Source organism: Streptomyces sp. G5(2025) (assembly GCF_049542075.1).
GTDB lineage: Bacteria > Actinomycetota > Actinomycetes > Streptomycetales > Streptomycetaceae > Streptomyces.
In genome coordinates this window covers 548,549-571,754 of sequence record NZ_JBMUZT010000006.1, presented here as the reverse complement: position 1 = coordinate 571,754, position 23,206 = coordinate 548,549, and the positions used below count along the sequence as shown (strand labels likewise).

Annotated in this window: 19 protein-coding genes and 1 pseudogene; 5 read left to right on the top strand and 15 right to left on the bottom strand. The window is 69.4% G+C overall.

Annotated features, from left to right (window positions below):
• Positions 1-459: 459 nt before the first annotated feature.
• From ACOBQB_RS13305 to xylB, 8 genes are all read right to left on the bottom strand, one after another.
• Positions 460-1,221, bottom strand: a complete 762-nt coding sequence (locus tag ACOBQB_RS13305) for a sensor histidine kinase (RefSeq protein ID WP_423598448.1) — start codon at positions 1,219-1,221, stop codon at positions 460-462.
• 158 nt (positions 1,222-1,379) lie between these two features.
• Complete coding sequence (locus ACOBQB_RS13300) at positions 1,380-2,066, bottom strand: alpha/beta hydrolase (RefSeq protein WP_423591676.1); 687 nt, start codon at positions 2,064-2,066, stop codon at positions 1,380-1,382.
• 500 nt (positions 2,067-2,566) lie between these two features.
• The gene (locus tag ACOBQB_RS13295; RefSeq protein ID WP_423591674.1) at positions 2,567-4,090 is read right to left on the bottom strand and encodes an aldehyde dehydrogenase family protein; all 1,524 of its coding nucleotides are present in this window, start codon (positions 4,088-4,090) and stop codon (positions 2,567-2,569) included.
• The gene (locus ACOBQB_RS13290; RefSeq protein ID WP_423591672.1) at positions 4,087-5,526 is read right to left on the bottom strand and encodes a GAF domain-containing protein; all 1,440 of its coding nucleotides are present in this window, start codon (positions 5,524-5,526) and stop codon (positions 4,087-4,089) included. Before ACOBQB_RS13290 ends, ACOBQB_RS13295 begins: the two co-directional genes overlap by 4 nt.
• Positions 5,527-5,643: 117 nt before the next feature.
• Positions 5,644-6,243 (bottom strand): N-acetylmuramoyl-L-alanine amidase, encoded by a 600-nt coding sequence (locus ACOBQB_RS13285; RefSeq protein WP_423591670.1) that lies wholly within the window; start codon positions 6,241-6,243, stop codon positions 5,644-5,646.
• A 53-nt stretch (positions 6,244-6,296) separates the two neighbouring features.
• Positions 6,297-7,361, bottom strand: a complete 1,065-nt coding sequence (locus ACOBQB_RS13280) for an acetamidase/formamidase family protein (RefSeq protein ID WP_423591668.1) — start codon at positions 7,359-7,361, stop codon at positions 6,297-6,299.
• 487 nt (positions 7,362-7,848) lie between these two features.
• Entirely contained in the window at positions 7,849-9,057 is a 1,209-nt protein-coding gene (locus tag ACOBQB_RS13275; RefSeq protein ID WP_423591667.1) for an ROK family transcriptional regulator, read from the bottom strand.
• A 7-nt stretch (positions 9,058-9,064) separates the two neighbouring features.
• The gene (gene xylB, locus ACOBQB_RS13270; RefSeq protein ID WP_423591665.1) at positions 9,065-10,525 is read right to left on the bottom strand and encodes a xylulokinase; all 1,461 of its coding nucleotides are present in this window, start codon (positions 10,523-10,525) and stop codon (positions 9,065-9,067) included.
• 123 nt (positions 10,526-10,648) lie between these two features.
• Between xylB and xylA the strand changes: the two genes are divergently transcribed.
• A complete protein-coding gene (gene xylA / locus ACOBQB_RS13265) occupies positions 10,649-11,815 on the top strand; it encodes a xylose isomerase (protein WP_423591663.1) in 1,167 nt (388 codons plus the stop codon).
• A gap of 426 nt (positions 11,816-12,241) precedes the next feature.
• Here xylA and ACOBQB_RS13260 read toward each other — a convergent pair whose 3' ends face one another.
• Both ACOBQB_RS13260 and ACOBQB_RS13255 read right to left on the bottom strand, forming a co-directional pair.
• Positions 12,242-13,564 carry an SWF or SNF family helicase gene (locus ACOBQB_RS13260; RefSeq protein WP_423591661.1) on the bottom strand — a complete coding sequence of 441 codons (1,323 nt, stop codon included), beginning with the start codon at positions 13,562-13,564 and terminating at the stop codon, positions 12,242-12,244.
• A complete protein-coding gene (locus ACOBQB_RS13255) occupies positions 13,561-16,455 on the bottom strand; it encodes a DEAD/DEAH box helicase (protein ID WP_423591659.1) in 2,895 nt (964 codons plus the stop codon). The genes ACOBQB_RS13260 and ACOBQB_RS13255 overlap by 4 nt, the downstream gene beginning before the upstream one ends.
• 252 nt (positions 16,456-16,707) lie before the next feature.
• On the opposite strand from ACOBQB_RS13255, the gene ACOBQB_RS13250 reads away from it, so the two are divergent.
• Positions 16,708-17,766, top strand: coding sequence for a fatty acid desaturase family protein (locus tag ACOBQB_RS13250; RefSeq protein ID WP_423591657.1), 1,059 nt, complete (start codon positions 16,708-16,710; stop codon positions 17,764-17,766).
• Between the two features lie 185 nt (positions 17,767-17,951).
• Positions 17,952-18,134: a hypothetical protein gene (locus ACOBQB_RS13245; RefSeq protein WP_423591656.1), complete on the top strand. Its 183-nt coding sequence runs from the start codon at positions 17,952-17,954 to the stop codon at positions 18,132-18,134.
• Positions 18,135-18,246: 112 nt separating this feature from the next.
• On the opposite strand, the pseudogene ACOBQB_RS13240 reads toward ACOBQB_RS13245, so the two are convergent.
• Positions 18,247-19,070, bottom strand: a pseudogene (locus ACOBQB_RS13240) (hypothetical protein).
• A gap of 127 nt (positions 19,071-19,197) precedes the next feature.
• Positions 19,198-19,497: a hypothetical protein gene (locus ACOBQB_RS13235; protein ID WP_423591654.1), complete on the bottom strand. Its 300-nt coding sequence runs from the start codon at positions 19,495-19,497 to the stop codon at positions 19,198-19,200.
• 101 nt (positions 19,498-19,598) lie between these two features.
• Here ACOBQB_RS13235 and ACOBQB_RS13230 point away from each other — a divergent pair, with 101 nt between their 5' ends.
• Positions 19,599-20,504, top strand: a complete 906-nt coding sequence (locus tag ACOBQB_RS13230) for an oxygenase MpaB family protein (RefSeq protein ID WP_423591653.1) — start codon at positions 19,599-19,601, stop codon at positions 20,502-20,504.
• Here the strand turns inward: ACOBQB_RS13230 and ACOBQB_RS13225 are convergent.
• Positions 20,481-21,014 (bottom strand): PadR family transcriptional regulator, encoded by a 534-nt coding sequence (locus tag ACOBQB_RS13225; RefSeq protein WP_423591652.1) that lies wholly within the window; start codon positions 21,012-21,014, stop codon positions 20,481-20,483. The two genes, ACOBQB_RS13230 and ACOBQB_RS13225, sit on opposite strands and share 24 nt — an antisense overlap.
• A gap of 147 nt (positions 21,015-21,161) precedes the next feature.
• Here ACOBQB_RS13225 and ACOBQB_RS13220 point away from each other — a divergent pair, with 147 nt between their 5' ends.
• Positions 21,162-21,917, top strand: coding sequence for an alpha/beta fold hydrolase (locus tag ACOBQB_RS13220; protein WP_423598446.1), 756 nt, complete (start codon positions 21,162-21,164; stop codon positions 21,915-21,917).
• Positions 21,918-21,942: 25 nt separating this feature from the next.
• On the opposite strand, the gene ACOBQB_RS13215 is transcribed toward ACOBQB_RS13220, so the two are convergent.
• Together ACOBQB_RS13215 and ACOBQB_RS13210 are read right to left on the bottom strand one after the other, a co-directional pair.
• Positions 21,943-22,542: a class I SAM-dependent methyltransferase gene (locus ACOBQB_RS13215; RefSeq protein ID WP_423591650.1), complete on the bottom strand. Its 600-nt coding sequence runs from the start codon at positions 22,540-22,542 to the stop codon at positions 21,943-21,945.
• Between the two features lie 210 nt (positions 22,543-22,752).
• On the bottom strand, positions 22,753-23,181 hold the full coding sequence (locus ACOBQB_RS13210; RefSeq protein ID WP_423591649.1) for a PPOX class F420-dependent oxidoreductase: 429 nt from the start codon (positions 23,179-23,181) through the stop codon (positions 22,753-22,755).
• Between the last annotated feature and the right edge of the window lie 25 nt (positions 23,182-23,206).

Genomic DNA, 23,206 nt, shown 5'->3' with positions numbered 1-23,206 from the left:
TCAATGCTCACCATCCACAGACACCGTCGATGCTCGCCGTGTCCGGATATCGCGTTTCCGCAGGGATCAGGGCCAACGAAGTAGCGGACCCTACACCGCCTTGCTCTTCATGGACCGCGTCGCCCTGTGCGAGGGATCGGGTCCCTCCCGTGCCGGGACAACGTTTTGGTCCTGTCGCCCACCTCGCTGGTCCTGGAGGAGCAGCGAGGTGGGCAGGGAGCCGGCACGGGCAGTTCTGAAGCGTGGTTCCGATGTGGGGTTCTCCTGGCGTCCCTTGAAGTGGACGAAGCCGGCTGACGGCCCGGGCCCGGTTGCAGCTTCGTGACCATGGCTGTTGGGCATGAACTTGATTGCCGGTCCGAGCACGTTGGTGGCGCCTGTCTGTTTGCTACGGCGTGGCACAAACAGCTGCCGTCGGGTTCTCGACGTCCGGGCCGCTGCAGGTCTTGCGCGCTTTGCTCACCTCCCGTGCCTGTCGATGGGCGGGGAGTCGACTTCCACTGTGAGGCCGCCGTCGGCATTGGCTCGTACATGCATGGTTGCGGCGTGAGCGTGAGCGTGAGCGATCGAGGTCACGATGGCCAGGCCGAGGCCGACTCCTTCGCCGGTCTGGTGGCTGCGGGCCTGGCAGCGTTGGAAGGGTTCCAGGAGTCGGGAGACGGCTTCGGGCGGAACGCCCGTGCCGCTGTTGGAGACCTCGTCGAGTCGGCCGTGCCAGCGGTGCACGTTGACGTAGCCTCCTGAGATGTTTTGGGCCGCGGCGTTGCGCACGAGGTTGCCCACCAAGTGGGCGAGGAGAATGCTGTCACCGCGGACGGTCACCGGTTCGATCTTGGCGGTGAGCCTGGGGTCGTCGGTCTTCACTTCGGCGAGGACTTGCCGGACCACGTCGTGCAGCGGCACGTCCGCGTTGTGTTCCAGTCCCTGATCGCTGGTGGACAGCAGCAGGGACTCGATGAGGTGCTCGGAGCGGCGTACGACGGTGAGCATGTCGGCACGGGTTCGGGCGACGCGTCGTGGGTCGGGGTCGGTGAGTCCGACTTCGATCGCGGTGCGCTGGATGGCCAGAGGGGTGCGCAGCTCGTGGGCGGCGTTGGCGGTGAACCGGCGCTGGGATTTGCACCAGTGGAACGGACAACGGCCCCCGCCCGGGAGGAGGGGGCGAGAGCCAGGACCATCACACGAACCCGAGACGGACGGGCGACAGCACGTGTATCCCAGCTCAACCCCGGCCCGGCAGCAAGGTCACGCACAAGCGAGCCACCATCTCATATGCCGACCACGAAACCGATGACGGGGAAGGGTAAGCGCCCTGGTCACAGGCACTGCGGTGTGCGGTGCCTTTACGCGTTCGTGCTGGCACACCGCTGTGCCATGCGCTAATCGCCCTCTGTTGGCGGTTCCCCGTGGAGGTATCCCACCAGCAGGTCCGCCAGCTCCTTCGACCTGCTGAGCGCGACACAGTGACCGCCGCCGATCTCGTCGGGCACGATGCCGAGGCGCGCTCGCGCAAGGCCACGGAAGAACTCGGGCGGGAAGAAGCGGTCGTCCTCGCACACGATGAACTTCGTGGGCACGTCCGGCCAGGCCGCCAGCGGCCAGGGCTCGCTGCCGACCTGGGAGGATTCCTCCCGCTCCCTGTGCATCGCCTCCTCGGCCAGGCCGCGCGGAACATCGTGGTAGAAGCTCTCGAATGGGTCCTCGATGGCAGACAGGCCCGCAGCTTCCCTGGCCCGGTTGCAGCCGGTCGTCTCCCACCAATCGTCCGGCCGCTCCCCCGGGGCCGGGATCATCCCGGCCAGCAGGACCAGGTGGCTGGCCGAGAGCCGGTCGGCCACCAGCGGTGCGGTGAAGGCGCCGTAGGAGTGGCCGACAACCACGAGATCCCGCCGCTCGCCGATGGCCCCGACGACGGCATCGGCATAATCGGCAAACCCCGCGGAAGGCTGGTCCGACGGCAGGTCCGGGGCCACCGTTTCATGCCCCCGCGCACGCAGCTCGGCTTCGAGAAGATGCCAGGCCCAGCCGCTGTCGCCGCCGCCGTGAATGAGTACGAAGGTCGCCATCTCCTATGTATACCGTCGCTCCGCCGTCCGGGCGGGCAGTGCGGCGAGACGGCGGGGGCCGCAGGTCAGGCAGAGGTTTCGGGAACAACGCGGGTCAGGGGACCGAGCACGGCGTACAGGGCGGCGTGCAAGGCGGTGGCCAGCTCGCGGGCCCGCTGCTTGCTGTCGATGTCGTACAGCACGAAGTGCACCGGACGGCGGAGGAGTCCGGGCGGACCTGGCGCGAGCGGATCAACCGGATCACCGCGTTGCGGACGGCGTCGTCCACGCTGTCGTCGACCGTGTGGCCGACGGCGGTGCGTGTCCGCCTTCGCCGTCCACCGAGGGCTCTGGCGCTCGACCGCGACGAACACCGCCTGCTGCTGCTTGGCCCGCGGTAGGCGGCATTGAAGGCATCGACGCCTGTGGCATTCGGGATCAGGTCGGCAGGGCACGCGCTGAGCAGGTCGAAGGGGCGCCTGACGGGCAAAAGTCCAGGTCAGGCGCCTTTTTTCGTGCCCCTAGAAGAAGCCGAGCTTCTTCGGTGAGTACGACACCAGGAGATTCTTCGTCTGCTGGTAATGCTCCAGCATCATCTTGTGCGTCTCGCGCCCGATGCCCGACTGCTTGTATCCTCCGAACGCCGCATGCGCCGGATACGCGTGGTAGCAGTTCGTCCACACACGGCCCGCTTGGATCGCACGACCCGCCCGGTACGCGGTGTTCATGTCCCGCGTCCAGACCCCGGCCCCCAGCCCGTACAGCGTGTCGTTCGCGATCTTGATGGCGTCGTCGAAGTCGTTGAACGACGCGACCGAGACGACCGGGCCGAAGATCTCCTCCTGGAAGACCCGCATGCGGTTGTCGCCTTCGAAGATAGTCGGTTGGACGTAGTAGCCGCCCGCCAACTCACCGTCGTACTCGATGCGCTGTCCGCCTGTCAGGACCTTGGCGCCCTCCCGCTGGCCGATGTCCAGGTAGGAGAGGATCTTCTCCAACTGGTCGTTGGAGGCCTGCGCGCCGATCATGGTGTCGGTGTCGAGGGGATGCCCCGCCTTGATCTGTTCGGTGCGGGCGATCGCCGCTTCGAGGAACTCGCTGTAGTGGCCGCGCTGCACCAACGCCCGCGACGGGCAGGTGCAGACCTCACCCTGATTGAGGGCGAACATCGTGAATCCTTCGAGTGCCTTGTCCCGGAAGTCGTCGTTGGCGGCCCACACGTCGTCGAAGAAGATGTTCGGCGACTTGCCGCCCAGCTCCAACGTCACCGGCTTGATGTTCTCCGAGGCGTACTGCATGATCAGCCGGCCCGTGGTGGTCTCCCCGGTGAAGGCGACCTTCGAGACACGCGGGCTTGAGGCCAACGGCTTGCCCGCCTCCACGCCGAAACCGTTGACGATGTTGACCACGCCCGGCGGCAGCAGATCGGCGACCAGGCTCATCCAGTAGTGGATGGAGGCAGGCGTCTGCTCGGCGGGCTTGAGAACGACCGCGTTCCCGGCGGCGAGCGCCGGCGCCAGCTTCCAGGTCGCCATGAGGATGGGGAAGTTCCACGGGATGATCTGCGCGACCACGCCGAGCGGCTCGTGGAAGTGGTACGCGATGGTGTCCTCGTCCAGCTCACTCAGCGACCCTTCCTGCGCCCGGATGACCCCCGCGAAGTAGCGGAAGTGGTCAATGGCGAGAGGGATGTCCGCTGCCAGCGTCTCGCGGACCGGTTTGCCGTTCTCCCAGCTCTCGGCCACCGCGAGTTGTTCGAGGTTGGCCTCCATCCGGTCGGCGATCTTCCGCAGGACGTCGGCCCGCTCGGCGACGGACGCCCGCCCCCACGCGGGCGCGGCCGCGTGCGCCGCGTCGAGGGCACGCTCGACATCCTCGGCGGTGCCTCGGGCGATCTCAGTGAAGGGCTGTCCGTTGACCGGGCTCGGGTTCTCGAAGTACTGCCCGCCTGCGGGAGCCACATACTCGCCGCCGATGAAGTGGTCGTAGCGCGACTGGAAGTCGACGATCGCGCCCTCGGTGCCGGGCGCTGCGTAACGGGTCATCTTGGCTGGCCTCCCGGGGAAGGCTGCCCACCGTCGGGCAGCTCTCGCCCGGAGGCTAGGACCGCGGACGTTGCATGTACGTTGCGTGAGTCCCCCTCAGTACGGTTGCCCGGAGCCTTGCCCAGCGATGCCCGGAGCCTTGCCTGGCTGCTTCGAGCCTCGCCCGGTTGCTCGGAGCCTTGCCCGGCGAAGGCCAGCTCCGTGTCGAGTTCGCGCAGGCGCGTCAGAACGTGAGACGTGGGGCGCAGTGCGGCCAGCGCCCGCCACACCACCAGGTCGTCCTCGCCCCAGGCAGCGTGCGCCCAGTCCGCCAACAGGTCGGGGTCATCGCGGTCGACCAGCGCCGCCCGCAACTGATCGGCGAGCCTACGACGGAGCCGGACCAGTGCGGGCGCCTGCGACTGCGGCAGCAGCGGCCCGGCGTACGCGGCGGCCGCTGCCGCCACCGCACCGGCCCCCAGCCGACGCTCGACCACGTCGGCATCACATGTGACAGGCGACGCCAGGCGATAAGGACGCGACCGCAGCAACTCCGCCCCGAGCACACGCCTGAGCCGAGCCATCTCCGCCCGCAACGTCACCTGTGCCACCGACTCGTCCTCGTACAGCGCATACAGCAGCTCGTCCCCGCTCAGCCCCTCCGGGTGACGGGCGAGCAGCACGACGATCTCGCTGTGCCTACGACTGAGCCGCACCTTGCGCCCGCCCACCACAACCAACGCTTCGTCCCTGCCCAGCGCCGCTACCTCCACCGTGTCCCCACCCCTTGCCGACGGCGCGAGCAGTGCGAGCTGGGACTCCGCGGCTCTCGCCACCGCCTGGACGAAGGCGAGGCTGTGCGGGTGCGCGAGACCGTCGCCGCCCGTAATGTCGATCGCCCCGATGAGCCTCCCGGTACGCGGATCGTGCACCGGAGCCGCCGCGCACGTCCACGGCTGCACCCCCCTCATGAAGTGCTCGGCGGCGAAGACCTGCACCGGCCGGTCCACTGCGACCGCCGTCCCCGGTGCGTTGGTCCCGACGGCGCACTCCGCCCACCGCGCGCCCGGCACGAAGTTCATCCGCCCCGCGCGCCGCCGCGCCAGCGCGTGACCCTCGACCCACAACAACCTGCCCTGCGCGTCACACACCGCGAGAAGATGCTCCCCGTCCGTCGCGAAGGTGCCCATCAACTCCCGGAACAAGGGCATCACCCCGGCCAGCGGATGCTCCGCCCGATAGGCCCCCAGGTCGCCGTCGACCAGCTCCACCGCCGCGCCCGCGCCCTCCGGGCTGACGTGGGCCCTGGCCGACCTCCTCCATGAGTCGGCCACGACCGGACGTACCGGACGGACCACTGTGCCGGCGGCGGTGAACCTCTCGTGTGCCCGGCGCAACACCCGCACCCGCTCGGCGGGATCTGCTCCCGGCTCAAGAGCCACCCATGGATCGGTCAACTCGGCCTCCCGGGTCGGCGATGCGCTGGTGCCATCGTCGCCCCCGGAGCAGTGCCCGACAAGCGTGCCGCCCGATGGGTGAAGCGTGCCTTTGGCCGCGGTGGGTCGAAGTCCTTCTCAGGCGAAGTTGACGAGGCGTATGTAGCGCGACCAGTCCCAGTACGGGCCGGGGTCCGTATGGTCCGAGCCGGGGACCTGGTGGTGCCCGATGATGTGCTCACGGTCCATGGGGATGTCGTACTTCGAGCAGATGGCGGCTGTCAGTGCTGCGGACTGCTCGTACATCGCGTTGGTGAAGTACTGCGGCTTATCGACCCACCCTTCGTGTTCGATGCCGATGCTGCGCGTGTTGTAGGTCCAGTTCCCGGCGTGCCAGGCGACATTGCGGTCGCGGACGCACTGGGCGATGTGGCCGTCTCTGGAACGCACCACGTAGTGGGCCGAGACCTTCTTCGCCGGGTTCTGGAAGATGGCGAGTGTGTCGGCGTACGTCTCCTGGGTGACGTGGATGATCACGTAGTCGATGGGATAGGTGGTGGGGCGGTTGGCGGCCGTGTAGTTGGAAGTGCTGGCCGGAACCCACTCGGCCAAGGGGTAGTCGACCGCCTGGGCCTGGGCCGTCGCCTGGTTCGCGGTCACGAGCGCCGCCGGAACGGTGGCGGCGACCGCGCCTTGGAGCAGCCGGCGCCGACTCGGGAAACGTCTCGTTCCATCCATGACTGACCTGCCTCTCGGTGAGTGACAACTGGCTGAGCGAGCGACTACTGCGCCTAGTGGGAGGGACGGTGAGCTGTTCCGTGGGGGAGCGGTGAGGCAACTGTTCCGTGGGGAAGCGCGGCGGCTGCCTCCCGCGGCCGCGCGTGCAGACCGCGGTGCGTTTCGCGGGCGGGCAGCCACCCCTTGCGGAGCTTGGCCACGCACGTGTAGTTCGTGTCGCAGACATTGGCGAGCGGTGACTCGACGGTCTGCGTCGTGAATTGATAGGCGTCTAATTCACTGACACCGTAATCACGCACCAGCCACTGGACCAGGTCGAGTTGGGATATGCGGAACACGTCCTCCAGAGGACGTGCCGATTCGGTCGAGATGATGTGCGTGTCGGACTCCAGGCGGGGCGAGGCAGTGGCCACGCCCTTCAGGAGTTCGACGATCACCAGGGTGTGCATGGCGCACTCGACGGCGACCCCGCACGTCTCGCCTTCGCCCTGGCGCGCGTGCCCATCACCCAGGCTCAACAATGCACCTTCGACGTTCACCCCCAGGTAACAGGTGACTCCCGCGCGCATCTCCGGTGTGTCCATGTTGCCGCCATGGGCGTCGGGCACGAGTGCCGAGCGCACCTCCAGATGGGCGGGCGCGACACCAACCGTGCCGTGCATCGGGTCCATCGGCACCTCGATCTCGAAGTCGCTGTCCCGCGCGCTGAACTGCGCGGTACGGCGGGCCCGATCGAGCCGCCAGATCCACACGGCTTCCGGCAGCGGAGCCTGGAGCGAGGCGGTCGAGCGGGTGGACGTGAGGGCGCCGAAGAGCGGGACAGCCGTGGACGCCGCCCAGCCCCGGGCCGGCTCGATCGACACGAAGTGCACGGCCACGGTGTCGCCGGGCTCCGCGCCCTCTACGTAGAAGGGCCCCGTCTGCGGGTTCAGAAAGGGGAACTCGCACACTTTGGAGCCAAGGTCCTTCTCCGAGCGCACGTTTCCGGCGAAGCAGTCCTCGGTGAACAGGTCGAGGACCGTGCCCGGTGCGATACGCGCCACAGGTGGGGCGCTACCGAACGTCCAGGCGTACTCACCTGGTTCGGGCCGCACAGTGAGGATGCGGGGGTCACTCATCGCTGTGCTGCTCCACTCTGGCCCGTTGGCCCGTTGGCCCGTTGGCCCGTTGGCCCGTTGGCCCGTTGGCCCGGGCGGACGGGCGCTTTGGAACAGGACCTCGCGGGGCCCGATGGCCCCACGGCGCAGTCCTGGATTGGTCTCCCCCGACATGTGAATCCCCCGATCCGCAGCGACGCCGTCGTCGCCAGGCCGACAGCGTCCCGCGTGAATTACGGTACGGCGCTGGCCGGTTGGGGCGGAAGGGCGTAGCTCGCATCTGTGTACAGCAGCGCGATTGTGGAAATCGCGGCCACCCGAACGGGGGAAAGGAAGGGTGGGGGGAGGCCTTTTGGTGTCGGCGGCCGGCCGCGATCCGGCCTGACTGGCGGCTCGATCTGGCACTCCGGTCTGCGCCGCGCCCACCCTGCGGTGACTTTCGCCGCGCCCCGCGGAGCCCGCGTGGGCCCACCGATCTCGACGGCGCGCCGTGCAGCACCCACCCCGGCTACCCCGCCACACACACTCCCACCGGATCGTCCAGCACCGCCCGCACCACCGAGTGCGCCGCGCCCAGCAGTGGCCCGTCCGGCCCAAGCCCTGACACGGTCACTCCGCAGGCCCGGCCGGCTGTCCGCCCCGCCAGCTCCCGCTCCAGCGAAGGCAACAGCCACGGCGCGAGGCGGGACAGCGCCCCACCGAGCACCACGGCCTCAGGATCCAGTAGGTTGACGGCGCCCGTGAGGGCGATACCCATGGCGGCCCCAGCGCCGCGCAGGGCCCGTCGTACCGCCTTGTCGCCCGCGGCAGCCCGCTCAGCGAGGAGCCCGAGCCGGTCCTCGCCGGGCTCCAGTCCTGCCGCTCGGAGCACCGCCACCTCTCCCGCGTACTGCTCCAGACAGCCACGGCCCCCGCAGGGGCAGGACGGCCCCTCGGCCCGCACCGGTATGTGCCCCAACTCGCCTGCGAACCCCCGTGTCCCGCGCAGCAGCCGACCGTCGACGACGAGCGCGGCGCCGATGCCGATCTCCGCCGAGACGTGGAGAAAATCCTCCGGTATGTCCTCGCCGAGCCACAGCTCGGCGAGTGCGCCGAAGTTGGCCTCGTTGTCCACCGTCAGCGGTAGCCCGGAGAGGAGCAGCGGTTCGAGGTCGATGTCACGCCAGCCGAGATTGGGCGCTCGGACGACCGTGCGGGCGTCCCTGGCGACGAGGCCCGGCACGGCCACCGCCAGACCTGCCGGACTCATGCCTGCCCGGCCGGCGTCGTCGCAGACCCGTTGTACCAAGGCGGCCAGTTCCCGCAGCACCGGCTCGGGGGACCGCCCGCGGTTGCCGACCCGGCGGACGGCGCGCGCCCGTGTCTCTCCCCGCAGATCGACCGCGCAGACTGCCAGGTGGTCGACGCCGACCTCGGCTCCGATGCCCACCGGGCCGCGCGCGCTGACCGCGAGCGCGGATCCGGGGCGGCCCACCCGCCCGGGGCGCTCCGGGCCCAGCTCGTCCAGGAACCCTGACCGGATCAACTCCTCCACCAGGGTGGAGACAGCGGCTCGTGTCAGCCCGATCCTGGAGGCCACGGCCGCGCGGGACAGCGGCCCATGGGCGGCCACGGCGTGCATCACCCGGGAGAGGTTGCGGCGGCGCATCCCGTGCTGGGTGTCGGGCAGCCGCGCACCCGATGTCCCCGGGCGCTTGTCGTGCAGCGGTGCGGTCATGCCTCGGTCAACCCTCACTCCCCATGGGCGCCCTGTCCATGAGCGGCGCCGCGTCGGAGATTACCCCGGAGATCCGCGACAACGTCGCTTCGTCCCGCTCCACCGGGTCGAGCACCGGCCCCTGGGCCGTGCCCCAGCGCCGTGCGATGGCGCTCGGGTCCTCGCCGGTCAGGATGCCCGCCGCCTGCGCGGCGGCACCGAGCGCGACCAGTTCCTGAGCCTGGGGCACCTGGACGGGACGGCCGGAGAGGCGACGCACGGTGTGCTGCCAGGCCGCGCCGCGCGCTCCGCCTCCGATGAGCAGCAGTGGGGCCGACCTGTCGGCGTCCGGGTCCAGGACGAGGTCGAGTGCGCCGAGCAGGGAGTACACGGCCCCGTCGTAGGCGGCCTGCAACACCTGTCCGGGCGTCGTGTCGTGCCGCAGGCCGTGCACCATCCCGGTGGCGTGGGGGAGATCCGGCGTCCGTTCGCCGTCCAGATACGGCAGGAGGGTGACCGTGCCGCCGGGGGCCACCTCTTCACGGTCGAGACGCAGCAGGGCGGCCACCCGGTCGACGGCCAGTGTGCAGTTGAGCGTGCACGCGAGCGGCAGCCATGCGTCCCGTGCGTCGGCGAAGCCCGCCACTGTGCCGGTCGGATCCGCGGGGCGGCGCTCCGAGAGCGCGTACACCGTGCCCGAGGTGCCGAGACTCAGCACCGGGGTGCCGGGGCGCAGCCCGAGCCCCATGGCGGCCGCCGCGTTGTCGCCGGTCCCCGGAGCGACCAGCGTGCCTTTGGAGAAGGGCAGTTCAGCGCCCCCTCGTACGGTGCCGACGACTTCCCCGGGACGTGCCACGCGGGGCAGCAGCGCCGGGTCGAGGCCGACCATGCCGAGGATCTCCTCGTCGTACGTCTCCGAAGACGACGTCCACCACCCCGTCCCCGAGGCGTCACCCCGATCGGTCGTGCCGAGCCCTGTGAGGCGTTCCGTGAGGTAGTCGTGGGGCAGACGAACCGCCGCCGTCGCGCGCGCGGAGGCGGGCTCGTGCTCGGTGAGCCAGGCCCACTTCGTCACGGTGAAGGAGGGCCCTGGCACACTGCCGACCCGAGCGGCCCACTCCTTCGGGCCTCCGAGCCCCTCAAGGAGCCCGCGAGCCTGCGCGGCGGAACGCACGTCGTTCCACAAGAGCGCGGGTCGTACCGGCTTGCCCTCCCTGTCGAGGGTCACCAAGCCGTGCTGCTGGCCCCCCACCGACACCGCCGAGGCCTCCCGCGCCAGAGGCCCGCACTGCCGCAGCGCCGCGCACAGCGCTTCCCACCACTCCTGGGGGTCGCTCTCGCGGCCCTCGCCCGTGGTGACCCGGTGCGGCGCCTGTCCGCTCGCCACGACCTGCCCGGTGGCCGCGTCTACGACCAAGGCCTTGGTGGACTGCGTGGAACTGTCCACGCCGACAACAAGGGGCCCCTGAGCTGATGGCGCTGATGACATATGGGTCTCCGTTCCTGCGGCTCTCCCCGGGCGTTGCCCCGAGTTTCCTCCCCGACCTTCCCAGCGGCGCCCTCGGATACTAATTTGTAAAGTGCCATGACGAAATAGGTGAGGGAGCCGCACATGAACTACCAACCCACTCCGGAGGACAAGTTCAGCTTCGGCCTGTGGACCGTCGGCTGGCAGGGCCGTGATCCGTTCGGCGACGCCACCCGAAGCGCGCTCGACCCCGCCGACTCGGTGCGCCGCCTCGCGGAACTGGGTGCCTACGGGGTGACCTTCCACGACGACGACCTGATCCCGTTCGGGTCATCCGACACGGAGCGCGAAGGCCACATCAAGCGCTTCCGGCAGGCGCTGGACGCGACAGGCCTGGTCGTGCCCATGGCGACCACGAACCTCTTCACCCACCCTGTCTTCAAGGACGGCGCTTTCACAGCCAACGACCGAGACGTACGTCGTTACGCGCTGCGCAAGACGATTCGCAACATCGACCTGGCAGTGGAGCTGGGCGCGCACACCTACGTGGCGTGGGGCGGCAGGGAGGGAGCGGAGTCCGGTGCCGCGAAGGAAGTGCGTGATGCGCTCGATCGGATGAAGGAGGCCTTCGACCTGCTCGCCGAGTACGTCACCTCTCAGGGCTATGATCTGCGCTTCGCGATCGAACCGAAGCCGAACGAGCCGCGCGGCGACATCCTGCTGCCGACCGTTGGCCACGCCCTCGCCTTCATCGAGCACCTGGAGAAGCCCGAACTGTTCGGCGTCAACCCCGAAGTGGGCCACGAACAGATGGCGGGTTTGAACTTTCCGCACTCCATCGCGCAAGCGCTGTGGGCGGGCAAGCTCTTCCACATCGATCTCAACGGCCAGACCGGCATCAAGTACGACCAAGACCTGCGCTTCGGCGCCGGAGACCTGCGCAGCGCCTTCTGGTTGGTGGACCTCCTGGAGAGGGGCGGTTACGAGGGCCCGCGGCACTTCGACTTCAAGCCGCCCCGCACAGAGGACTCCGAGGGAGTGTGGGCATCGGCCGCCGGCTGCATGCGCAACTACCTGATCCTGCGGGAGCGGGCTGCCGCTTTCCGCGCCGATCCCGAGGTGCGCGAAGCGCTGAGCGCCTCTCGCCTCGACGAGTTGGCGCTCCCCACGGCCGAGGACGGGCTCTCCGGGCTGCTCGCCGACCGGAGCGCCTACGAAGCGTTCGACGTGGAGGCGGCCGCCGCGCGCGGGATGGCCTTCGAGCGCCTGGATCAGCTGGCCATGGATCATCTCCTTGGCGCGCGCGTCTGAGCGTGCTTCATCACCGCTACACCAACTTCCGCACAGGGGTCACCTCGTGACCGGTTCGAGGCGACTCTCGACGGTATGACCACGCCGCCGATACCGCCTCAGCCCCCGCCCAGCGGCCCGCCTCCCGGAACCGCAAAATGGCCGCCGACGCCGCCTGGAGGGCCCTCCAGGCGGTGCAACGGGCTGTTCGTGTTGCTCACCGCCCTCGTGGCCATCGGAGTCATCACAGCGGTCGCCCCCATGGCCGCGAGGGGGAGACAGGAAGGATCCTGTCGACACCAGCAGGACCACGCGTCGCGGGCCGACGCCTTCCCTGAGCATCCCCTCGCGGCTTCCGGGCGAACGCCCGATCCGCGCGCCACCACACGTCACGTGCGGTCGAGCGCACTACCTCAGCACGTCACCCGAGAGTCGAGGGCGCCCTTGTCACTCGTTGCCACCTGCCACGGCCAGAGCCGTCGCCGGGTCATGGGCCGCCGGCCCCGCAGGAGTCCAGCGGCCACGCTCCTTGCGATAGGGCCACCAACGGCCGTCCTGCCCGTGGCGCAGTTGAACGTCCGAGCCGACCACGGTCCAGCGATTGCGGGCCGCCCGCAACTCTGGGCGTTCGCCCTCTTCCCAGGCCGCTTCCAGCGCGGCACGCGCGCGTGCCAGCGAGTCCTCCTTGGGTGTCCATTCCTCTTCGAGTACACGCAGCGCGGCTCGGCCCCCGTTCCGCCAGGCCTGTACGGCGAGAGCGAGACCGTCACGGCCGCGTTCGGAGGCCGTCGCGAGCCGGGCCTCGATGGCGGGCCCTGGAGCCGCGGCAGCCAGGCGTACGGCGTCCTCGCTCGCGGTCAGCTCCTCCGTGGCAGCATGCTTTTCATGACCGGGAGCAATCGCCTCGGCCAACAGGCGGTAGGCCTCGGCAGCCGCCTGCGCCGCCAGGAACTCCACGGCGGCCACATCGAGCCCCTGCGCAGGCTCAGCCTCCGTGTCGAGCGTCGGCGGCAGACCCGGCTCGGACGGCAGCGCGGGCAGGACGGGCAACGGAGGCAGGATGGCGCCGTCCGCGTATGCCTCTGCGGCGCTGACCCCCTCTGGAGCACTGTCCTCGGCCTCTTCACCAGGATCCGGGGCCTCGGCACGAGCTACGCTGCGCTCGTGCAGCTCGTCCAGGAGCTCACGCTCCCCGCGACCCCGCATCAGCAGGAGCACGAAGGGGTCCTCGTCGAGCAACCGCGCCACCTGGTAGCAGAGCGCGGCGGTGTGCCCGCAGTGATCCCACGCCTCACAGTCGCACTCGGGCTCCAGGTCGCCGATACCGGGCAGGAGTTCGACGCCTGCCGCCGCGGAGTCCTCTACCAAATGCGGCGGCATGTCCCGGTCGAGAAGCGCCGCGATGTGCCCGGCCCGTTCTAGGGCCATCGTCAGGAAGCGATCCCACTTCTCCGGGCCCAGCTCCTGCAACAGCACGTCGGAGCGGTGCGGAGTGCCGTCACGGCCCTTGACGACCGCGGTTATCCGGCCGGGCCGCACCGAGACCGCACCCACGGCACCCGCGCGCGCGAGCCGACGCCCGGCCTTGAGCTGACCGAGGTCCAAGGCCGTATCCTCCAGAGCCTTCAGCCAGGCCTGGCCCCACCAGGTCTGCGCGAAACCGCGCCCGTGCGGAGGCGGCAGCGCCTCGAACGTGCGCTCGTCCGCAGCCCGGTCGGCGTGCCGGTGGCCGTCCTCGGCCTCGTATGCGCCGTCATGGATGTCACTCATCGCGTGCCCCCTCGCAGCTCCACCAGATCCGACAGTTCGGCATCGGTCAGCTCGGTGAGACCGGCCTCGCCTGAACCGAGGACGGCATCGGCCAACTCCCGCTTGCGCAACAGCATGTCGGCAATACGGTCCTCGATCGTGCCCTCGGCGATCAGCCGGTGCACCTGCACCGGCTGCGTCTGCCCGATGCGGTACGCACGGTCGGTGGCCTGCGCCTCGACGGCGGGGTTCCACCAGCGGTCGTAGTGCACGACATGCTCGGCGCGGGTGAGGTTCAAGCCTGTTCCCGCTGCCTTCAGAGACAGCAGAAAGACCGGCACCTCACCGTCCTGGAAGCGCTGCACCATCGCTTCACGCTCCGCGACGGGCGTGCCGCCGTGCAGGAACTGCGAGGGGACACCGCGGCCCGCCAGGTGCCGTTCGATGAGCCGTGCCATCTGGACGTACTGCGTGAAGACGAGCACGCTCGCCTCCTCGGCGAGGATCGTGTCGAGCAACTCGTCGAGCAGTTCCAGCTTTCCGGAGCGGCCAGGGATCCGGGGCTTGTCCTCCTTGAGGTACTGCGCGGGGTGGTTGCAAATCTGCTTCAGGCCGGTGAGGAGCTTGACGATCAGCCCGCGCCGCGCGAAACCGTCGGCTCCGGAGATCTCCGCGAGGGTCTCTCGCACCACCGCTTCGTAGAGGCCTGCTTGTTCCGCCGTGAGCGAGACCGCACGGTCGGTCTCCGTCTTCGGCGGCAGCTCGGGCGCGATCCCAGGATCCGACTTGCGCCGGCGCAGCAGGAACGGACGTACGAGCTGCCCGAGCCGCTCGGCAGCGCCGGGATCCGCGCCGCCCTCCACGGCGTTGGCGTAGCGAGTACGGAAGGTGCCGAGCTTGCCGAGCAGGCCGGGGGTGGTCCAGTCGAGGATGGCCCACAACTCGGAGAGGTTGTTCTCTACGGGTGTGCCGGTGAGCGCCACGCGCGCGCGGGTGCCGATGGCGCGCAACTGCTTCGCGGTCGCCGAGTACGGATTCTTGACGTGCTGCGCCTCATCGGCGACCACCATGCCCCAGGACGTCTGGGCCAGCCGCTCCGCATCGAGCCGCATCGTGCCGTAGGTGGTGAGCACGAACTCGCCGTTCGCCAGGTTCTCCAGACTGCGCCGGCCACCGTGGAACCGTCGTACGCGCGTGCCGGGTGCGAACTTCTCGATCTCCCGCTGCCAGTTGCCCATCAGCGACGTCGGGCAGACCACCAGGGTGGGACCCGCGGTGTCCTTCTGGGTCTGGCGGTGCAGGTGCAGCGAGATCAGAGTGATCGTCTTGCCGAGACCCATGTCGTCGGCGAGGCAGCCGCCGAGACCGAGCGACGTCATCCGCGCCAGCCAGTTCAAGCCGCGCAGCTGATAGTCGCGAAGCTCCGCGGCGAGCGCCTCGGGCTGGCCGACGGGCTCCATGCCCTCGGGGTCCGAGAGCCGCTCACGGAGCGTGGCGAGCCAGCCTGTGAACTCTACGTCGACGGGTCGCCCCCCGACCTCAGTGGTACCCGTCAGGGCGGCGCTGAGGGCGTCGATCGGGGTGACCTTGCGGTCCTGCTGGTCGCGGGCGCGGCGGACCTCTTCGGGGTCGATCAGCACCCACTGGTCGCGCAGGCGCACCACGGGGCGGTTCGACTCGGCGAGGCGGTCCAGTTCGTCGCGTGTCAGCTGCTGGTCGCCCAGCGCGAAGCGCCAGTTGAAGGCAAGCAGGGCATCGGCGGAGAGGAAGGACGGCGCATCCGAGGACAGCTTCTCCGGGCTCTTCTCGTCGCTCAGCCGCTCGTCGCCCAGCCGGTCATCATCCGGCGGACCGATGACGGCGCGCGCGGTGAGACTGCGCGCCAGCTCCTTGGGCCAGTGCACGTCGACGCCCGCGACCGCCAGCATCCGGGCGCCTTCGCCCGCGAGTTCGGTGACTTCCTCGTCGGCGAGCTCGATCGCGTCGGGCACGGTCGCCGAGAGCAGCGGGGCCAGCGGAGGCCACGCGCGCGTAGCGCGACGCAGCGCCAAGAGGGCGTCCATACGTGAGCGCGGACCGAATGCCTGCGCGGTCGAGCCGGCCCCGGCCCACACCTCGGCCGCGTCCGCGACGAAGGAGGGGTCGCTGACGCTGTGCAGTTGCAGAACGGCGCGGAAGGGAAGCCGCGTACCGTCCTCGGTGACCGAGACGAGGCCGGGGATCTCCACGCGCAGCGAGACCCGGACCCCCGCGTCATGCCCCGCCGCCACGTCCGCGGCCCACGCCTGCTGCTCGGGAACGTGCTGCGGCTCCCAGGACGCGAAGACCGGTCCGCCCGCGGCCAACGCGGCGGCGGGCGAGCGGGGCAGCGTGTCGGCCACGGCATCGAGGAACTGGCGCAGCAGCGGCTCCGGCTCGGGCAGTCGCAGCGGTGTGCCGCCGTCCAACGGAAGGGCGTGGGCGGCCGGTGGCATCGCCGCGGCGAGTTCACGCAGTCTCTGGAGATCCTGTGCCCCCAACGGGCCCGCGCGCCAGGAGTCGTGATCAGTGGCCGTCAGTCCCGGCAACAGCAGGCCGCGGGCAGCGAATTGCAGCGCGAGCACCCCCGCCGTCCCCCAGAAGGCAGCCGTCGGGTGAGCTCCTGATGCGACACGCGCGCGCGTGAGGACCGGCAATGCGGCGCGTACGGGCAGCAGCACCGCGGACACGGCACTCAGTTCGACACCGTCGTCCCCTGGGAGGGCGAGGGACAGCTCCTCGCGGGTGCCCCCAACGAGCGAAGGCACTTCTGTGCCGTCCGGGTGCCAGAAGGCGACCCGGCCACCGCGTGCGGGGTCGGCGGGCACGAAGAGAACGGAACAGCATGACAGTTCAGAAAGCTCGTCGGGGGAGACGACAGGGAGTTGGTGCACAGCGATGGCGCGTTCCTCAAATTTGACTACTTGGACCGGAGCGGCCGAGGGTACATCAAGTGGCGAGCGACGCGAGGGGGCGTAGGCAGTGATCCCAGTCACTTCACCCCAGAGGAGGTGCAGTCAACCCCCCTCTCCCGTGGCGCTGCCCCCCGGCTCGACACGGGGGGTGGCGCCATGGTTGCGACAGGTCACCGATCCGTACGTTGTGGCAGGTAAAGCCCTGACCTCACGGAGACCGGAGACCCACCCATGCCCCAGGTCGCAGCAGCAGTCGCGGAACGACCCCCGAGCGCAACCGCCAGGCAGCCTGCCGGGGGAAGCGATTTCGCACCACTCCTGCGCGCTGTCAAAGAGCAGGGGCTGTTGGATCACCGAATCGGCTGGTACACGCGCTCCATCGCGATCAATGCCTTGGCGCTGATCGCGGTGGGTGCCGGAATGTTCTTCATCGGAGCTTCCTGGTGGGTGCTGCTGCTCGCACCCGTCCTGTCCGTCCTGTGTGCCAGGACGGCGTTCATCGGCCACGACGCGGGACATTCGCAGATCACCGGCAACCGGTCCGTCAGCCGGTTCCTCGGCCTCGTACACGGCAACCTGTTGCTCGGGATGAGCTCAGCCTGGTGGAACGACAAGCACAACAGGCACCACGCCAACCCCAACCACGTCGAGAAGGACCCCGACGTCGCCGCGGACGTCCTCGTCTGGACCAGCACGCAGGCGAAACTCCGTGTCGGCTTCCGGAGTTGGCTCACTCGCAACCAGGCCTGGCTGTTCTTCCCGCTGACGCTCCTCCAGGGCATAGCCATGAAGATCTACGGCTTCCAGGATCTGCGCCGGCAGCCGCCCCCTGAGCGCGTGGTGGAAGGGGCGTTCCTCGTCGCCCACCTCGTCGGATACGTGACACTACTGCTCGCCACCATGCCTCTCGGCCACGCGATCGCTTTCGCCGCCATCCATCAGGCGCTGTTCGGTTTGCACCTCGGACTCGCCTTCGCGCCCAACCACAAGGGCATGGAAATGCCCGACCCGGACGGTGAACGTTGGGGACATCTGCGCCGGCAGGTGCTCACTTCGCGCAACATCCGTGGCGGCCTGCTCACCGACTGGTTCCTGGGCGGGCTCAACTACCAGATCGAGCATCACCTGTTTCCCAGCATGCCCCGCCCTCACCTGCGACTCGTCCAGCCGGTCGTGCGCGCTCACTGTGCCGCGGTGGGCATGTCGTACGCGGAGGCCGGATTCGTCGACTCCTACCGGCAGGTGCTGCGTCACATGTACGAAGTCGGCGAGCCCCTGCGAGTCGAGTAGGCGGCGAACGGCGAGCGGCCAGCCCAGGACCGAGAAGCCGCTGGGCGGACGGGCCGACGGTTGGTAAGCCGAAATCCAGTAGGGGCCCGACTCAGGGGCCTCTCAGGGCCGCCATCAGGAACCGTCCGAAGCCCGATGCCGTTTTCCCAGACAGAGAGCGGCGCAAGCCGCGAAGGAGGCGAGACATGTCGACGAACGCGAAGATCGCCGCAGGAGGTGTGGCGGCCGGGCTCATCATGCTGATCTGGCTGCCCTGGTGGGCGGCACTGCTGATCGTGCTCGGGGTCCCCGCGGCGGCCTATCTGACACTCGACCCCGGCCAGCGGCGCAGGCTGCGCCGCGTCACGGGCAAAGAGCTCGGCGGCTGAGGAAGCTGTGCGGCTTCTATGCTCCCGTTCGCTCGCGGGCCGACCGACGTCGGTTCCGCGAGCGGATCCGACAGCCCGTCGTGCAACCGTGCATGCTGGTGGTCCGACCTGTTCAGGCGGGGCGGACCGCCATCTTGTCGAGGGCCTCCAGGAGCGAGGGAAGCTCGGGTCCGCGACCCACCGGCAGCACTTCACCGGGCTCGTCGTCCAGGAGGACGAACGCGATGTCGTCGGTCCGGGCGACCAGCGACCAGCCGGGGCCGTCGGCTCGCAGTGTGCGGGCGTCCCCCGGGGCGAAGGAGGACCGCACCCGGCCCAGGGGCGGAGGAGTACCCAGGTAGGCACGGGCCTCCGCCAGGACGCGCCGGACGCCGGTCGGAGGAGCCCCCTCGAGCCGGCCGGGGCCGTCTCCCGGGCGCCGTTCGGCGCGAAGTCCGCGTCGTCGACCTGCTCCCGCCAGGCCGCCCACTGCAGCGCTATCTCGTCGGCGCCGAGCCGCCGTTGAGCCGGGCCCCAGGTGTCCGACTGCGGCGGCGCAAGCGGTTTCCGGTTCCCGCCCTTGGGGTCCGGCTCCGGGTCGTGCGGAGCGGGCACACCGGGGGCCGCGACGGCGACCGCGAGGGGCCAGCCGGGCAGCGCGGCGACGACTGTGCGTCCGTCAGGGGACAGGTCGTACTCCATGCCGCAGTCCCAGGAAGCGATCGCCACGGCCACGAGCGATACGTCGTCGGCGACGACCGTCCATCGGGCGCCGTCGCCGTCCTGCCCGAGTACCAGTCCGTACCCGGTGGCGAGCGGAGCGAGGCCCAGCGCCGCGCACGCTTCCGGATAGTCGTCACCCAACACACTGGGAAACTTCGCGGGCGTGAGGAGAACCGCCGTCAGCACGTACAGCGCGTCGTCATCAGCGGCGACAGCGTCATCTGCCCCGGCCATGCCAGCCTCCCATCGCTTCATCCGTCGGCGCACCCTAACCAGTCGCCCCAGAGATCGTCGAGAGGTGCATGACCCGGAAAATCAACGACGCCCTGTCCCGATCAGACTGCCCCGGGCAGACCGCGGCTCAAGCGGCGGGCAGCCCGAGCAGCGTACGAGCCACGTCCCGAGGTGACTCATCACGTTCCCGTGCGAGGGCGATGACGGCCCGGCACGCCAGCTCGCTGACGCCGAAGGACAGTGCCTCCGGGGAGACCCACCCGGCGGCTTCATCCATCCCGTCCTGATCGTCCTCGGCGTAGGCCGCCACATAGACAGCGGCCGCTTCGAAGAGATTGTGGGCGCGCTTGCGCTTCGCGGAGCCGCGCGTGCGCTCATCCTCGTCGCGCTTGCCTACGCGCCATAACGTGCGGAGCCTGTCAAACATGTGGTCGACCTTCCCCCGGGGCATGGACGCTGTCGCTGAACTCTCATCTTCCGCTCCCCAACGTAGAGTTAGAGCTTCGGTCATAGAAGGGGGACTGCCGGGTGAAGCGTTTCGAGCGGCTTGAGCAGATCAGACGTCTCGATCCGGAGAAGGACTTCTTCGAGATCTATCGGCTCACCGCGACGTTCGAATTTCCGTGGGACTACACACGCGCACTCGAACTCGCTCTTTACCGCACCTACGCCGTGCCCAGTATCGGCCGTCTGCTCGCCGAGACAGCCGAACTGACAGACCGTACGCAGAAGAGGTACGACGACACGGCTCTGCTCCTCGACACTGTCGTCGAACACGGTTTCGGGAGCGACGAGGGCCGCACCGCCATCCGTCGCATCAATCAGATGCATCGCAGTTACGACATCAGCAATGACGACATGCGTTACGTCCTGTGCACGTTCGTGGTGATGCCCAAGCGATGGATCGACTCCTACGGCTGGCGCAGGCTCTCGCGTCACGAGATGGTCGCCGCCGCCACGTACTACCGCACTCTCGGGCAGCACATGGGCATCAAGGAGATCCCGGGCTCCTACGAAGAGTTCGAGCGCTGCCTCGACGAGTACGAAGAGGCCAACTTCGGCTGGGACCAAGGCGCGCGTGAGGTGTCCGACGCGACGCTCCACTTGATGGCCTCCTGGTACCCGCGCCCCCTGGCGCCCATGCTGCGTTCCGCGACCCTCGCCCTGCTCGACGAGTCCTTGCTGCGCGCGTTCCGCTATGCACCGCCGGGCGCCGTCACACGGTCGCTGGTGAGGGGCGCGGTGCGGCTGCGTGGACGAGCCGTCCGCCTGATGCCGCCGCGCAGGGCGCCGCACTATGCACGTCAGAACTGGGAGATCAAGGGCTACCCGGACGGTTATGAGGTCGCGGAACTCGGCTCCTTCCCGGTGCCCGGCGTCGGCGGTTGCCCGGTGCCGCACAAGGGCGGGTCAGCGGACGCTCCCACCGAGTGAGGCCAAGGTCTCGTGCAGCCAGGCCCGTTCGGCCCGGCTGGTCGCGCGGGCGACCGTGAGGATGCCGCGCCGGAAGGGGTCGTCGAGTTCCTCCGCGCGCAGCGGCCGATCGCCGTCGTAGAAGAAACTCGCCGGCTCCTCCAGAAAGGTCAGCCGCCTGCGCAGCACCGCTGCCTGGGCCGCCTCGTCGTCCAGGTGGCGCAGGAACGCGAGCAGCGTGAACCAGCGGTTCTCGTCGGTGATGTCGCCTCGCGGTGGGTTCGCGAGCCGCTTGCGCAGGTCCTGCCTGCCCTCCGGCGTGAGGGTCAGAACGTGGCGCGGCGCCGCGACGGCCCCGGGTTGCGTCTCGCGGGCCAACAGTCCCGCCTTCTCCAGCCGCTTGATGGCTGGGTACAGCGTGCTCTCGGCGACGGGGCGCACATGCCCGGTGAGCGCGGTGATGCGCTTGCGCAGTTCGTAGCCGTGCAGAGGGGCGTCGTAGAGGAAACCGAGGATGGCCAGTTCGAGCATGGTTCGTATTCTGCCGCATCCTTCATCACTCCCGTTGTATCTCACATGCGTAATACCTCGGAGCCGATGTATGGTCGTTGCCACTCAAGGTGCCGGCGAGTGACGGGCACGGCGCCGAACATGACGACGAGAGGCGGCCACACAGCCATGCGGGAGGCACAGTTCGACGCGCGGGGCAGCCGTGTGCGGTGGACGGAGACCGACGGGGACGAGTCGGCGAGGGTGTACGTGCACGGCCTCGGCGCGGCGTCGACCGTCTACCACGCGCACATCGCGGCCAGGCCCGACCTGGCGGGCCGCCGTTCGCTGTTCGTGGACCTTCCGGGGCACGGCATCAGCGACCGGCCTGCCGATTTCGGCTACACGCTGGAAGGTCACGCACAGGCGCTGGCCGCAGTCTTGGATGCGGCCCAGGTGACGGGCGCGGAGGTCATCGGGCACAGCATGGGCGGGTCCGTCGCCATCGTGCTCGCGTATCGACGCCCCGATCTGGTATCGAGGTTGGTGGTCACGGAAGCCAACCTCGATCCGAACCCACCGCTGACGGCGGGCAGCAGCGGTATCGCCGCCTACGAGGAGGAGGACTTCGTCAAGGGCGCCCACGCGCGCGTGCTGGATGAAGTAGGTCCTACCTGGGCGGCCACCATGCGGCTCGCCGACCCAAGGGCACTGCATCGGAGTGCGGTCGGCCTCATGGTGGGGACGCGGCCCACGATGCGCCACATGCTGATGGCACTGTCCGTGGACCGCGTGTACTTGCAGGGCGCGTCGAGTGGTGAACTCCGAGGGCAGGACGCGCTGGACGCTTCTGGGGTGCGAGTGGTGACCGTGCCGGATGCGGGGCACAACATTATGTTCGACAACGCCGACGCGTTCGCCGCGGAGGTCGCGGGGCGACGCTGACCGTCGGCCCGGAGGCGGGGCTCGCTCAGTCCTCGCGTACGGCCAGAGCGAGGAAGCGGGCGTCTTCGTCGACGTACGAGGTCATGTGCCAGCCGGAACCGGCAAGCAGAGGGCCGAGGTTCGCCTTCGCCCGCAGATCGTCCGGCGTGATCTGGCGTCCTTGCCGAGCCGCGAGCGCCGCCCTGCCGATCGGGTGGAAGAGGGCCAGCAGCCCTCCAGGGCGTACCACCCGTCTCAACTCCCGCAAGTTCTCTTCCGGTTCCGGCAGGTGCGCGATCAGACCGGCACCGAAGACAGCGTCGAGTGACTCGGCGAGCAGCGGCAGCCGCGCCACGTCGGCAAGAAGGAGCCGACCGGCGCGATCCCTGCCCGCTTCTCTCGCCGCCTCCAGCATGGCGGGCGTCAGATCTGCGCCGATAACGACACCTGACGCCCCCACGGCATCCCTGAGGGCCGGGAGGGCGCGGCCGGTGCCGCAGCCCGCATCAAGCACTCGGGAGCCGGGACGCAGCCGGAACTCGGCCACGGCAGCCTGGTAGGCGGGCCCGTCGTCGGGGAACCGAGAGTCCCAATCGGCCGCGCGGGCCGTGAAGAATTCCTGGACCTGCGTGTGGTCGTTGCTCATGCGCCCCATGATCCCGCACGAAGCACACGCGCGTTGAACGCACTCGTTCGAGCGGGGTTCGCGATCTTTCCGGACGCTCGCCCCGATGAGGCGGTGCGGTTCCTCGACACATCCGGGAGATCCGAGACGAGGTGCTGATATGTCCGGCCGAATACGTGCATACGCCGGACGGACGCAACCGCCCGGCCGCTCGGCTCGGTGTGCCGATCCTCAGTCGGTGACCGCGGTGTACGCGAGCACCTTGTTGATCTTCACGCGCACCAGGAGCTCGCCGGGCACGCCGTTACGCTTGCCGAACTCCTCGGCCCGGTCCTCGCCCATATAGCGGGCACCGAGCCGGGCGGCCCAGCGCCGGACTTGGCCGATCTCGTCGATCAGGTCAGCGTGGCCCTGCAGGACGACGAAGGCGAACGGCGGCTGATCGTCGTCCACGCACAGAGCCACGCGTCCGTCGCGCGCGAGGTTCCGGCCCTTCACCGTTTCCTTGCCGGTGTTGAACACCAGGTCGTCCCCGTCGAGCAGGAACCAGATCGGTGCGATGTGCGGGCTGCCGTCCGCTCGAACAGTGGAGAGTTTGCCGGTTCGCGTGCCGTGCGAGACGAAGGCCCGCCACTGGTCATCGGTCATCTTCTGTGCCATGTCCCCATCATGCTTGCCGGGGCGC